This window comes from Bradyrhizobium nivariense, from assembly GCF_029846695.2.
GTDB lineage: Bacteria > Pseudomonadota > Alphaproteobacteria > Rhizobiales > Xanthobacteraceae > Bradyrhizobium.
In genome coordinates this window covers 26,289-39,266 of sequence record NZ_JARWCR020000064.1, presented here as the reverse complement: position 1 = coordinate 39,266, position 12,978 = coordinate 26,289, and the positions used below count along the sequence as shown (strand labels likewise).

At 58.4% G+C, this 12,978-nt stretch carries 11 protein-coding genes; 10 read left to right on the top strand and 1 reads right to left on the bottom strand.

Going from position 1 to position 12,978, the window contains the following annotated elements; all coding sequences use genetic code 11:
* Positions 1-953: 953 nt before the first annotated feature.
* Positions 954-1,898, bottom strand: a complete 945-nt coding sequence (locus QCM77_RS35355) for a LysR family transcriptional regulator (protein ID WP_280096060.1) — start codon at positions 1,896-1,898, stop codon at positions 954-956.
* 465 nt (positions 1,899-2,363) lie between these two features.
* Between QCM77_RS35355 and QCM77_RS35350 the strand changes: the two genes are divergently transcribed.
* The 10 genes from QCM77_RS35350 to QCM77_RS35305 all read left to right on the top strand — a co-directional run bounded on the left by QCM77_RS35350 (position 2,364) and on the right by QCM77_RS35305 (position 12,870).
* Positions 2,364-2,762, top strand: coding sequence for a response regulator transcription factor (locus QCM77_RS35350; protein WP_280096059.1), 399 nt, complete (start codon positions 2,364-2,366; stop codon positions 2,760-2,762).
* Positions 2,759-3,391, top strand: coding sequence for a NodA family N-acyltransferase (locus QCM77_RS35345; protein ID WP_085399767.1), 633 nt, complete (start codon positions 2,759-2,761; stop codon positions 3,389-3,391). Before QCM77_RS35350 ends, QCM77_RS35345 begins: the two co-directional genes overlap by 4 nt.
* Positions 3,388-4,047 carry a chitooligosaccharide deacetylase NodB gene (gene nodB / locus QCM77_RS35340; protein ID WP_347882415.1) on the top strand — a complete coding sequence of 220 codons (660 nt, stop codon included), beginning with the start codon at positions 3,388-3,390 and terminating at the stop codon, positions 4,045-4,047. The genes QCM77_RS35345 and nodB overlap by 4 nt, the downstream gene beginning before the upstream one ends.
* 14 nt (positions 4,048-4,061) lie before the next feature.
* A complete protein-coding gene (gene nodC / locus QCM77_RS35335) occupies positions 4,062-5,417 on the top strand; it encodes a chitooligosaccharide synthase NodC (protein ID WP_280096058.1) in 1,356 nt (451 codons plus the stop codon).
* 24 nt (positions 5,418-5,441) lie between these two features.
* Positions 5,442-6,068 carry a nodulation methyltransferase NodS gene (gene nodS / locus QCM77_RS35330; protein WP_280096057.1) on the top strand — a complete coding sequence of 209 codons (627 nt, stop codon included), beginning with the start codon at positions 5,442-5,444 and terminating at the stop codon, positions 6,066-6,068.
* 11 nt (positions 6,069-6,079) lie between these two features.
* The gene (nodU, locus tag QCM77_RS35325) at positions 6,080-7,792 is read left to right on the top strand and encodes a nodulation protein NodU (RefSeq protein WP_280096056.1); all 1,713 of its coding nucleotides are present in this window, start codon (positions 6,080-6,082) and stop codon (positions 7,790-7,792) included.
* Between the two features lie 4 nt (positions 7,793-7,796).
* Positions 7,797-8,711, top strand: coding sequence for a nodulation factor ABC transporter ATP-binding protein NodI (gene nodI, locus QCM77_RS35320; protein ID WP_280096055.1), 915 nt, complete (start codon positions 7,797-7,799; stop codon positions 8,709-8,711).
* A 3-nt stretch (positions 8,712-8,714) separates the two neighbouring features.
* A complete protein-coding gene (gene nodJ / locus QCM77_RS35315; RefSeq protein ID WP_280096054.1) occupies positions 8,715-9,503 on the top strand; it encodes a nodulation factor ABC transporter permease subunit NodJ in 789 nt (262 codons plus the stop codon).
* 194 nt (positions 9,504-9,697) lie between these two features.
* Entirely contained in the window at positions 9,698-11,701 is a 2,004-nt protein-coding gene (locus QCM77_RS35310; protein ID WP_280096053.1) for a carbamoyltransferase family protein, read from the top strand.
* Positions 11,702-11,898: 197 nt separating this feature from the next.
* Positions 11,899-12,870 carry a nodulation protein NodZ gene (locus QCM77_RS35305; RefSeq protein ID WP_280096068.1) on the top strand — a complete coding sequence of 324 codons (972 nt, stop codon included), beginning with the start codon at positions 11,899-11,901 and terminating at the stop codon, positions 12,868-12,870.
* Positions 12,871-12,978: the final 108 nt, after the last annotated feature.

Sequence of the window (12,978 nt, the reverse complement as noted above, 5' to 3'; positions counted from 1 at the left end):
AAGCATGATCCGATTTGGCTTGGGTGAACATGTCGGCCGAAAGGATCAAGAGCTGGAGGTGGAGCAGGGCATGGCGAGTTGGAACGGTGAGCCCTTCTGTTTCGTGCGCGGACATTGGCACAGTTGCCGCCCTCTCATCATAAACACTCATCACCGAAGCACGCGCGCAGCGCGACAATGCCGCGAGCTCATGGCCTGGATCCAGGTTGAGCCTGCGGCCAGCGACTTTGCGGTTGCGCCCGATTATCCCGGATCGAGCACAATAAGGGTAAGATAAGCGCCGTTGAGATGACGTGTCCCAATCTCCATTCCAGCCTTACGCAATACCTCTCACTTGCCGGTCCGCTCTCCCGAGTTTAGGTCAGCTCGCGTTGGGCTTCGCGGGCGCGACCATGGCGGGCGTTGGCGTTCGGCAGAACAAGCTGTTCCGACGCAAACAAGCGAGCATCGCCCCAGTAGGTCGCCCGCCACATAGACGTCTAGCTACTGATGTGCTTCGGCATTACTTCGATCGCCGGGCCAGTTGACGGCAAGGAGAATGCCCACCGTCAGGCGATGAGCGGTGCGGGTGCGCTACCAGCGTCCACCTTGCGGCCTCGATCGCAGGTGCTGGTCTACAACCTGACGCAGCGTGCGATTCAAGGGAATTTTAGTGCTGAGGTCGGATATTGTTCACCTGACTCGCCGGATCATTTCGCGAGCTCTGTGCTCGGCTCACATGGACCGGCGCGATGCAGCCGGCCCGGATCGGCGGAAAATCATTGCGGAGCGCCGCCGAGCGAGCTGTATGAGGCGCAAGATCGTCCTGGCAGCGCGAGATCAATAGCGCCAACGACCCGATCAAACCGCGCTCAAGCGCGCCAATTTCGACCCTTGCCCAACGTCAGTCAGAGGACCGAAGCTTCGAGAAGATCTGGTTAACCGAGAGAAGGTCGCAACCGGCCCGAACAATCCTACAACGGGCTGTGAAATTGGCTGGTCTCGGGCGGAGAGACCATCGTGGATGCCTCTTGGAAGAATATGTTGCGCATCCAAATGCTTGCGGGATCAGTATTATGAATCGCGGGCCATTGGACGGCCTCGGTGAATGTCAGAAGTCGCAACGGAGGTTCGACAACCCGCAGGGGCATCGTATTTGCGAAATGGCTGACGAGTCTTGAGGGCATGCTCGCGATACGGTTGGTGCCCAATAACATTGGCGGAATCATACCAAAACCCTGCACAGCGACCTCGGTGCGTATTTTGAAACCATGCTCGAGCAAGAGCCATTCGCGGAAGGAGGGCCTCAAGAAACGTCCAAATTGAGCTTCCACGTGCCCGATTGACATGTAGTTCTCGAACGTGAGTCGCGATGCTAGCTGCTTGTTCATGGGGCAGCCCACGCAAACGAAAGTGTCCTCGAACAGTGCCGCCTTTGGATGCGCACTCGACATGAACATCTCCGGATACATCAGAAAATCAACTTCACCGCGCCGGAGAAGCTCATCGGGTTCCTCTGAAGGTGGCCGCAATTCGAAGCGGATTCTAGGAGCCTCCCGCACGACGCGGTCCACGATTCTTCGAAAAAAAACGACAGTCATGAAGTCGGACAGGATGATCTTGAATCGCCGAGTCGATTGAGACGGATTGAAGTCGTCCGGAGAAATGATGGAGAGCTGAATGTGAGCGAGAGCCTCGCGAATCGGGGCTGCGAGCGCTTCAGCCCGCGGCGTTGGAACCAGTTTTCGGCCCCTCATCGTGAATAGCTCATCTCGAAAGGAAGTGCGAAGCCGCGCGACGGCGGCACTCATGGCAGGTTGACTGAGGTTGATGCTTCTTGCCGCCGCGGTGAGGTTGCCTTGCGTCACCAGGGCGTCGAACGCGACGAGGAGATTCAGATCGAGGCCTTTGAAACGCATGATCCTGAGTGATCCACGGTGTGAATGTGTTCTATCGATACAATCGATTTTACCATTTGTACCGAATGAGGATAGCAAACGATGGTTTAGCGAGAAGTCAGATCAATCAGAATGGTTACAAATCGTTGCGCGTCTCAGCCCAGCGCAAGGGATCGATCAAGACGTCTGGACCGTGCGGTCGCAGGTTCGCGCATGTTGCGCAAGCCATATCTCGCCGAGTTCGGACGGTGCGGATCCGCAAACTCGCGTGGGCGTATACGACGAGCAAACCATCGTTTGGCTTTGCCAACCCATTCTATATCCGCCGTGTACCGCCGTAGAATTGAGCGAACGCTCAACTTGGCCGTAGATTTCCGTCCAGTCGGACCCTCCCGGTTGCGGGTGCCGAATGTGTTGTGGCCGCAGTCGATTGGATTGCGTCCTTGCTGGGGTGAAATCGTGCGGAACATGCAAACGAAGGCGTCCTTGGCGAATCTGATGCGAGTTGCGCACACGCTCGATGTGGTCTCAATTGTGAATGCAGATCGGTCAGTGCGTGAAGCTCTCACGGATGTGGTGTTTTCCGCGGGCTACGTGCCAGAACCCTTTGAGAGCGCAGACGGGTTCTTGAAATCGGGTCGCCGTTTGATCACGTCGTGCTTGATCGCGGACATGCAGTCGAGCGTGATGAGTGGCCTTGAGCTTTTCCATCATCTGGTTGCATCCGGAGGCGCGATTCCCACCGTTCTGCTCACAGACCACTCCGGAGACCACGTGAGCCGAGTCCTGCAAGCTGGACTCCAGTTCCTGAGCAAGCCTTTCGAACGTAGCGAACTGCTGGCCTGCGTCAGGAGCCAAATAATGAATAGGAACTACTCTCTATGAACATGATCGCGCCTGGGTCCACACGAGGTGTTTCGGCGCGCCCTCCAGTTCGTTGGAGGCTGTGCTGGGAGAATGAGCTTCAAATTGCTGACCATATCGAATTGTCCGACTTCTTCCGCAAGACCTATGGTCCGACCGGGGAATTCAATGCAAAGCCCTTTGAAGGTCATCGAAGCTGGGCCGGCGCAAGGCCTGAGATTCGGGCAATTGGCTACGATGATCGTGGCGTCGCGATTCACATCGGCGCACTGCGCCGCTTCATAAAAGTTGGTGAGGTCGATCTGCTCGTGGCTGAGCTCGGATTGTACGGGGTGCGCCCGGATCTCGAGGGGCTAGGAATCAGCCACTCCATCCGCGTGATGTACCCCGTATTGCGAGATCTTGGCGTGCCATTCGGCTTTGGCACGGTCCGATCTGCCCTGCAGAAACATATTACCAGACTGCTCGGGCGACAGGGCTTGGCGACTGTTCTACCAGGGCTCCGCGTTCGGTCTGCTCGTCCGGATATCTATCTCACTGTGCCTCCGACGCGCGTGGAGGACGTGGTCGGCCTCGTTCTGCCGATTGCCAGGCCAATGAGCGAATGGCCGGCCGGTGAGATGATTGAACGGAACGGGCCAGAGCTGTGACGTCAACAAACGACGTGACTGAAGCGCGGAGCGACTACGCCGAGGCCGGCGGAGAGCACTGCGTCTATCTGACCTTTGATGATGGTCCAAACCCGCATTGCACGCCGCCTATCCTGGACGTGCTGGCGCAGCATCGGGCCCCCGCCACCTTCTGCGTGATCGGTGCATATGCAGCCGCCCAGCCCGAGCTGATCCAGCGCATCATTGCTGAAGGGCACGAAATCGCAAACCACACAATGACGCACCCGGAATTGTCCAAATGCATGCCGGATGAGGTGCAATACGAGATCCTGACGACGAACAAGGTCATCGGAATAGGCTGCCCTCGAGCCTCTGTGCGGCACATGCGTGCGCCGTACGGGATTTGGACCAAGGAGGCCCTCGCCGCGTCGGCGAAGGCCGATCTGGCGGCCCTGCACTGGTCAGTCGACCCGCAAGACTGGTCTCGTCCTGGCGTCGAGGCGATTGTTGCCGCGGTGCTGGCCGCAGTCCGGCCGGGGGCAATCGTGCTCCTGCACGACGGATGCCCACCCGACGAGTTGGGACGCTGCCCTCATGCTGGTCAGCGCGACCAGACTGTGATGGCGCTCGCCCAGCTCATTCCAGCACTGCATGACCGTGGATTTGCAATCCGGCCGCTTCCTCAACCTCACTGAATAGATCAATTCCCATGACCCTGCTTGCCACCATCAGCACCGTTGCTGTCGCCTCCTACGCGTTGCTCTCCAGCGTCCACAAGAGCGCGCAGGCGCTTTATGCGCTGCGAACCGACGCCTCACTGCCGCCGTACGACCCGGTCGACACCGGTGCTCTGCCCAGCGTGGATGTCATCGTGCCCTGCTTCAACGAGGACCCGCGCACGCTGGCGACCTGCCTGAAGTCTATTGCAAGCCAGGACTACCCAGGGCGATTGCAGGTCTATGTGGTCGATGACGGCTCCGCAAATGTCGGTGCAGTGGCACCCGTGCACGCAAGCTACGCACATGACCCGAGGGTCAGCGTCATTCTGCTGCCAAGCAACGTTGGAAAGCGCAAGGCGCAGATCGCCGCGATACGCCGCTCGTTCGGCGATCTCGTGCTCAACGTCGATTCCGACACGGAAATCGCCAGCGATGTTGTCAGCAAGCTCGTCCGCAAGATGCAGGATCCAGCCGTCGGCGCGGCCATGGGTCAATTGACGGCCAGCAACCGCGACGACAGCTGGCTGACCGGATTGATCGACATGGAGTACTGGTTGGCTTGCAACGAGGAGCGCGCGGCGCAAACGCGCTTTGGTGCGGTCATGTGCTGCTGTGGGCCGTGTGCCATGTACCGCCGTTCCGCGCTCATGTTGCTGCTGGACCAGTACGAGACCCAGTTTTTCCGGGGAAAGCCGAGCGACTTCGGTGAGGACCGCCATCTCACGATCCTCATGCTCAAGGCAGGGTTTCGAACCGAGTACGTTCCGGACGCCATCGCCGCCACGGTGGTCCCGGACAAGCTCTTGCCATATTTGCGGCAACAGCTCCGCTGGGCGCGGAGCACTTACCGCGACACGCTGCTCGGTTTGCACCTGCTGCCCGGGCTCGATCGGTATCTCACGCTCGATGTGCTCGGACAGAACCTCGGGCCGCTGCTGCTCGCCATCTCCTCGATTGCCGCGCTCGCTCAGCTCGCGCTCACCGACAGCGTGCCCTGGTGGACAGGTCTGACCATCGTCGCGATGACCATGGTTCGGTGCAGCGTGGCGGCGATTCGCGCCCGCGAGCTTCGATTTCTCGGATTCGCGCTGCACACCCCGATCAACATCTTCCTCCTGCTCCCAATGAAGGCCTACGCGCTCTGTACCTTGAGCAACAGCAACTGGCTCTCGCGCAAAGTAGCGAAATCAGACGTTGATGAATCGAAGGCCTCGATCGAAAAGGCGGCAAGTGGACCAAGCCTTAACCCAGGATCGGGAACGCCTGGCTCAATTCGCAGGGCAGGCCTTTCGCGCGCTTCCTCGCAGCTGATCGCGCCGGATGGCATTGCGGCCGAGACTGACTGAGCAGTTTTGTAGGGGTATTAACTCGTGAGCGTAGACACATATCAGTCGTTGGAACGGGAGCTGGCTAACGACGATCCGTGGCGGCTTGACGACAATCCGTTCGAACGTAAGCGTCACACCCAATTGCTGCGGCTATCGCTGTCGGACGGCGCCGTCTCAAACGGCCTCGAGGTCGGGTGCGCGGCCGGTGCATTCACAGAGAAACTTGCTCCTCACTGCAAACGACTCACGGTCATCGATGTTATGCCGCGAGCGATCGGTCGCGCGGTCCAGCGGACCAAGAGGTGGTCGCATATCAGCTGGGCGGCGAGCGACATTCTGCAGTTCTCGACCGCAGAGTTGTTCGATCTGATCGTGGTCGCTGAAGTTCTTTACTATCTTCAAGACATGACACAGATGCGTATCGCGATCGACAAAATGGTGAAGATGCTTGCTCCAGGTGGGCATCTGGTCTTCGGATCTGCACGTGATGCCACCTGCAAGCGATGGGGGCATGTCGCTGGCGCCGAGACGGTCATCGCGATGCTGACTGAAGCGCTCATTGAGGTCGAACGCGCGCAGTGCCAGGGGCAGTCAGCTGACGAAGACTGCTTGTTGGTCCGCTTTCTCAATCCGGAGCAATCTTCGGTCCGTCTTAACGGCCGAGCTTGAAAGGAGCCACTATGCGTATCTGCGGTATCAAGTTGACGCATGACGGGGCAGTCGCTCTGATCGAAGACGGCCGGCTGGTGTTTTGTGTCGAACAGGAGAAGCTGAACAATAATCCGCGTTATGAAACCATTGACAACCTGGATGCGGTTGTTGGCGCCTTGGCGGAGCACGGGCTGGATCCGAGCGATGTTGATCAGTTCGTCATTGATGGCTGGGATGGAGAGTTCGAATCGCAGTTTGAAGTCCTTAGTGGGCCGACGACCGTCAAGCTCAAGGGCGCGCCGTATGTCGAACGGCACGGCGACAGCCCCCTGACGTCCCGCGATCGCATCGGCCTCATGCTAGACGGGAAGCTATATCCTTATCAAAGCTATCCCCATGTCACCGGGCACGTAGCATCCGCATACTGCGCCAGCTCGTTTGCCAAATCCGCACAATCTGCTTTCTGCTTGGTGTGGGACGGCTGCATGTTTCCACGCCTCTACTATGTCGAGCCCCACGGCATCCGTTTCATCGAATGCCTGTTTCCGATGATAGGTCACGCCTATGCGACGGCAGGACATCACTTTGGACCTTACAGGCGGGTGGACCGGACCAGTTGGGATCTCGGTATAGCCGGCAAGCTGATGGCCTATATCGCGCTGGGATCGCCCGACGGGGATATTATCGAGACGTTTCAGGAACTCTATGAGGCGCACTTTGCCACGCATGCTGACGGCGCTTGCCGTGAGCTTGCAGAAACCAACAGCTCACGATCGCCACTTGAAGCTCTGCACGACTTCTTCGATGCGTGCGCACTGCGATTGAAGGCCAAGCAAGCCGAAGACGTCCTTGCGTCATTTCACGTCTTTCTAGAGCGTCTGCTGGTTCGCACAATTTCTGATGTTGTGCAGCGGCACTCGGATCTTGCGGGGGCGCGTAACCTCTGCATCGCCGGCGGCTGTGGCTTGAATATTAAGTGGAATAGTGCATTTCGTGCGACCGGCCTGTTCGATGCCGTGTGGGTGCCCCCCTTTCCAAACGACAGCGGCTCAGCCATCGGTGCTGCTTGCTCTGCACTGGCGGCACAGCAAGGCTTTAAAGCTCTGGAATGGTCGGTCTACAGTGGGCCGGCCGTTCGTCCCAGCGAAGTCCCGCCCGAATGGGAGAGCGCGCCCTGCACGATGGGCGAACTTGCGGCAATTCTCGCGGGCGACAAGCCGGTCGTCTTCCTTGCTGGACCGGCCGAGATCGGACCACGAGCTCTGGGTGGCAGAAGCATTCTCGCAGCCGCGACCTGGGAAGGAATGAAAGATCATCTCAACGATATCAAACTTCGCGAGCATTTCAGGCCGGTAGCGCCGATATGCCTGGAGGATCGCGCGGCCGAGATTTTTAGCCCTGGCGTACCCGATCCGTACATGCTGTTCGATCACCAGACGCGACCGGAATGGCGGGACAAAATTCCGGCCGTCGTGCATCTCGATGGATCGGCCCGCCTACAGACCGTTTCCAGAACCTCTCCACATAAAGTGGCCGAGCTTCTCATCGCGTACGAGAAGCTCACAGCCATTCCGCTGCTTTGCAATACCAGCGCCAATCTGCATGGACGCGGCTTCTTCCCGGATGCCGCCGCCGCGTGCAAGTGGGGACGCGTTGATCACGTATGGTGCGACGGCCTGCTTTGGACAAAAAAGCGCGCGACCCAGGAAGCGGCGCGAACAACGTCCGTCGCGATGGCGTAAGCAAATGTCAACCGCGGCAGTCGACCTTTTCGAGGTGAGCAAGTCCTACAACGACAGGGTCGTCGTGGACGCTGTTTCGTTTACGGTCTCGCCGGGAGAGTGTTTCGGTCTGCTCGGACCAAACGGCGCGGGTAAAAGCACGCTTGCGCGTTTGATCCTGGGTGTTTCATCGCCCGACGCAGGTAAGATATGCGTGCTTGGCGAGCCGGTGCCGACACGTGCTCGCTTGGCGCGCCGGGGCATCGGGGTTGTCCCACAGTTCGACAACCTTGATCTTCAGCTCACGGTGCGCGAGAATTTGCTCGTTTTCGGTCGCTACTTCGCCATGAGCGCGACCGAGGTCAAAGCGGTCACGCCGTCACTGCTCGAATTCGCCCGCCTGGAGAACAAGGCGGATGCCCGGGTAGGCGAACTGTCCGGTGGCATGAAGCGGCGCCTGACGCTCGCTCGTGCCCTCATTAATGACCCGCAGCTTTTGGTGCTAGACGAGCCGACGACCGGCCTCGATCCGCACGGCCGTCACCTGATCTGGGAACGCTTGCGCTCGCTATTAGCGCGCGGCAAAACAATTCTTCTCACTACCCATTTCATGGAAGAGGCGGAGCGATTGTGCGACCGCCTATGTGTGCTTGAGCACGGCCGCAAGATCGCCGAAGGCCGGCCTCACGCGCTGATCGAGCAGCAGATCGGCTGCCAAGTGATCGAGATTTACGGTGGTAATCCGCATGAACTGCTGCCGCTGGTCAGACCCCAAGTGCAGCGCGCTGAGGTCAGCGGAGAGACGTTGTTCTGCTATGTCAGGGATCCAGAGCAGGTGCGCGTCCGGCTTGGTAACCGCACGGATCTCCGCCTTCTGCAGCGTCCTCCAAATCTGGAGGATGTCTTCTTGCGGCTAACCGGGCGAGAGATGAAGGACTGAACGATGTGGCAACGTTTTGCGCCGGCGCTCCCTGCTAATCCATGGAACTGGATCGCGGTATGGCGCCGGAATTTTCTGGTCTGGCGGAAAGTCGCTTTGGCATCGATTCTTGGGAATCTGGCCGAGCCGATTAGCTCTCTGTTTGGCCTTGGCTTTGGCCTTGGAATGATCATCGGTGGCGTCGAGGGGACCTCATACATCTCGTTTCTCGCCGCTGGCATGGTCGCCACAAGCGCGATGGTCTCCGCAACCTTCGAAACGATCTATGCGGCCTACGCTCGCATGCAGACAAATTGCACATGGGAGGCAGTGCTCTGTACGCCCCTTACGCTCGGCGACATTGTTCTCGGTGAAGTGGCATGGGCAGCGAGCAAGGCCTTGCTCGCCGGGACGGCGATTACGATTGTTGCCGTCGCACTGGGTTATGCCGAGTGGTCATCCATCCCCTATGCGTTACCAGCCATCGCCCTCACTGGCGTTACGTTCGCGAGCCTCGCAATGGTCGTTTCAGCACTTGCACCGAGCCACGATTATTTCATCTTCTACCAGTCACTCATTCTCACGCCCATGATGTATTTGAGCGGGGCGATCTTCCCAATGAGCCAGTTGCCAGGGTCATTTCAACGCATAGCCGCCTTCTTGCCGCTGACTCATTCGGTCGATCTCATTCGTCCAGCAATGCTCGGACGGCCAGTCGACAGCGTCGGCTTGCATGTGGGCGCACTTTGCATCTACGCGGCGTTTCCCTTCCTCGTCTCGGCCGCGCTGCTTCGGCAACGGCTGATGCGGTGAGAGGAACAAGACCTCAAGCGAAGCATTGCGTGGACGAGATCAGATATCGGGCGTAACGCGATTCGCGTGCGACGCTTATGTGGGCCTTTGTCACGCTAGCAATGCCGGATCTGCCCGCCGCGATGTACGGTCTACTTGCAAGGCAAGCGATACGAAATAGGCCAACAGGCCTCTCAGGATGAACGGAGAACAAGATGCTGTGTCTAGGACTGAGTGGCGGGCTCGATAGGGTCTATGAAAATCCGCTTGAACTACCGAACACGTTTCTGCACGACGGCGCCGCAGTACTTGTCAGGGACGGGCGCGTCATCGCTGCCGTTGAAGAGGAGCGCCTCAATAGGATCAAACACTCAAACAAGCTCCCGAGCGGTGCGATTCAATACTGTCTTGCAGCTGCAGGTGTGGAGCTTCGCGACGTCGATCGTATTGCGTTCTACGCCACCGAACCCTATTGCAACGCGATGCTCGAACGGCTGTTCATCTCACAACCTGAGATCTCAATTCCGCTAAATGCCAATTTGCTATTACGGCACCTTCTGGCGGCGGAGTTCGGAACCGAAATTGATCCCTCGCGGGTGTCATTCGTAGGCCACCATCAGGCCCATGCCGTGAGCGCTCTGGCGATGTCGGGTTTTGAAGAAGGCCTGGTTCTCGCCATCGACGGTTGTGGCGACTTCCTCTCGGGTCTCTTGGCGGTCGGGTCGGGTACCGAAATGACCGAGCTTATGACGTTTCCAGAGAATAACTCTCTCGGATTGTTCTATCTGGAGACGATCCGATATCTCGGTTACGGCTTGTTCGACGAGTATAAGGTGATGGGACTGGCTCCTTACGGAGATCCCGCACGCTATCGCGAGCTCTTTGCCCAATTCTATGAGCTCTCCGCAAACGGTGGCTACCGCGTTCACCTCGACCGGATCGGTCCGTCATTGCTGCGCAATATCGAAGTCCGGCGAAAGGGAATGCCGTTCACGCAACAGCATCAAGATGTGAGCGCATCGTTGCAGGAGGCGCTGGAACGGATCGTGTTTCATATTCTTCGGCACTACCGTGAGTCGACGGGAATGAAACGGTTGTGCCTGGCCGGCGGGGTCGCCCACAACTGCACTCTGAACGGAAAACTCCTGTATTCAGGCCTCTTCGAAGACATCTTCGTGCAGCCGGCAGCGCATGATGCCGGATGCGCATTGGGCGCGGCACTGATGGTGTCGAAAGAGGCGGGGCAGCCTGCGCCCCGCGAGCGACTCCAGGCGGTTTATTGGGGGCCAGATGTCGGCAGCGACGACAGCATTGAACAGGAACTGAAGCGATGGGCCGGACACCTGGAGATAGAACGGACCGCTGACGTCGCAACCAGAGCAGCCGAGTGGATCGCTGATGGCGCCGTGATCGGGTGGGTCCAGGGCCGGTCCGAGTTCGGCCCTCGTGCGCTCGGCAACCGCAGTATTCTTGCGGACCCGAGGCCCGCCGCAAACAAGGAGCGGATTAACGCGATGGTCAAGAAGCGCGAGAGTTATCGACCATTTGCGCCGTCGGTTCTGGAGGAGGATGCGGGCGCGTTCTTTGAGTTGCCGGATGGTCGCGCAGAATATCCCTTCATGAATTTCGTCGTTCGCGTGCGTGAATCCAAGCGCGCTTTGCTGGGGGCGATCACGCATATCGATGGTACCGCTCGGCTGCAAACGGTTTCCCGCACGAACAATGCCGCCTATTGGGAACTCATCAATGCGTTCAAGAGCCGGACAGGCGTCCCGATTCTGCTTAATACGTCATTCAACAACAATGCCGAACCGATCGTAGATTCCGTTGCCGATGCGATTACGGCGTTTTTGTCGACCGAGCTGGATGGCCTTGTGGTCGGGTCATTCCTCGTCAAGAAGCGGGCAACAACGCTCGAAAGCTGGACTGCACTCGCTGTATCACTGCCGCCCCATGTATCCCTTTACCGGGTTCGCGCTCATGCGGGCCGAGAACGTCAGGAGACGGTCTGCGAGATCCGCATGGGTCACTCCAGCCATGACAGCGTGCGCGTCTCGCATGACCTGTTCGACATGCTGATGCAAATTGAGAAGGAAGCTGTTCTTGCCGATCTTCTCGCAAGGGTCACCTCTGACAGGATTAGGCGCGAAGGTCTCGTGAACGAACTGCGCGGGCTCTGGGATCAGCGCCGTATTCGGCTGCATCCTGCGCGGTCGTGAAAGGTGAGCAATGCGGAAGAGGCTCCGTGGAAGCCTCTTGCATGACCTGCCAATCGCGGTGCCGTGGAGGATAGGCTTGCAGGTTGATCGCCTTGCGTCCAGGTGACCAGCCGTCCATTGGCGGGGATCGGAATCGCAGAAAAGTAGGTACGCCACACAAAACTGATCTTGCGCAACGAGAAGGGTTTGATAATTTGATGAAGGAACGCTTTGTTATTTCTCGGAGGCGTACCGGCTTTGGTGATTGCCTCTGGTCGCTGGCGTCAGCCTGGTCGTACGCGCAGCGGACCGGGCGGACGCTCGTCATCGACTGGCGCGGTTCCTGTTACATCGACCAACAGTTCAGCAACGCCTTTCCGGTGTTCTTCGAGCCGGTTCAGGACATCGCTGGAGTGCCGGTGATTTGCGATGATCGGGTCAACCAGCTCTCGTTTCCCGGACCGTTCTTCCCGCGGTGGTGGAATAGGCCATCGATCGACTGCATCAATCGCCCGGATGAGCAGATATTCCGAGAACGTGACGAACTGACCGAGCTGTTCCAGTCAAAAGAAGATAACGAAGCCAACACCATTGTCTGTGACGCTTGCCTGATGTGGCGTTGCAGCGAGGAAGCCGAACGACTGATCTTTCGGAACATCAAACTCAGGCCTGAGATTCGAGCGCGGATCGACGCGTTCTGTGAGGAACACTTTAACGGCCATAGCATCATCGGCGTTCATGTTCGGCACGGCAATGGCGAAGATATCATGGAGCATGCGCCGTACTGGGCCGATTCTGAGCTCGCCCTTCGTCAGGTCTGCATGGCAATCCGTAAAGCCAAGGCTTTGCCATATCCAAAGCCTGTAAAGGTCTTCCTGTGCACGGACAGTGCACAGGTGCTCGATTACGTATCGGGTATGTTTCCCGATGTCTTCGCGGTACCAAAACGTTTCCAGGCCGATCGGGCAGGGCCGTTGCATAGTGCGGAAATGGGAATTGAAGGTGGAGCTTCCGCTCTCGTCGACATGTATCTTCTTGCGCGATGCGCTACCGTGATCCGCTTTCCCCCAACCAGCGCCTTCACGCGCTATGCCCGTCTGCTCGTGCCACACATTATTGAATTCGATCTGAGCAATCCGGCGCGTCTGACCATGATCGATAACCCATACGAGCATTTCGCGGCTTCATGAACTGCCGCGTCGGCTTGCAGTTAGTCTCAATCGGCATCCAAAAGGGGACGCCATTTCGGGGTTAGCAGCATCCACCTTTGAGACCAACTGCAACGCCGATTGACATTG

What these genes read in the sequence shown, in the direction of transcription:
- QCM77_RS35355 (WP_280096060.1), bottom strand. Translation starts at nt 1,898, where the DNA reads ATGCGTTTCAAAGGCCTCGATCTGAATCTCCTCGTCGCGTTCGACGCC.
- QCM77_RS35345 (WP_085399767.1), top strand. Translation starts at nt 2,759, where the DNA reads ATGAACATGATCGCGCCTGGGTCCACACGAGGTGTTTCGGCGCGCCCT.
- nodC (WP_280096058.1), top strand. Translation starts at nt 4,062, where the DNA reads ATGACCCTGCTTGCCACCATCAGCACCGTTGCTGTCGCCTCCTACGCG.
- nodU (WP_280096056.1), top strand. Translation starts at nt 6,080, where the DNA reads ATGCGTATCTGCGGTATCAAGTTGACGCATGACGGGGCAGTCGCTCTG.
- nodI (WP_280096055.1), top strand. Translation starts at nt 7,797, where the DNA reads ATGTCAACCGCGGCAGTCGACCTTTTCGAGGTGAGCAAGTCCTACAAC.
- nodJ (WP_280096054.1), top strand. Translation starts at nt 8,715, where the DNA reads ATGTGGCAACGTTTTGCGCCGGCGCTCCCTGCTAATCCATGGAACTGG.
- QCM77_RS35310 (WP_280096053.1), top strand. Translation starts at nt 9,698, where the DNA reads ATGCTGTGTCTAGGACTGAGTGGCGGGCTCGATAGGGTCTATGAAAAT.
- QCM77_RS35305 (WP_280096068.1), top strand. Translation starts at nt 11,899, where the DNA reads ATGAAGGAACGCTTTGTTATTTCTCGGAGGCGTACCGGCTTTGGTGAT.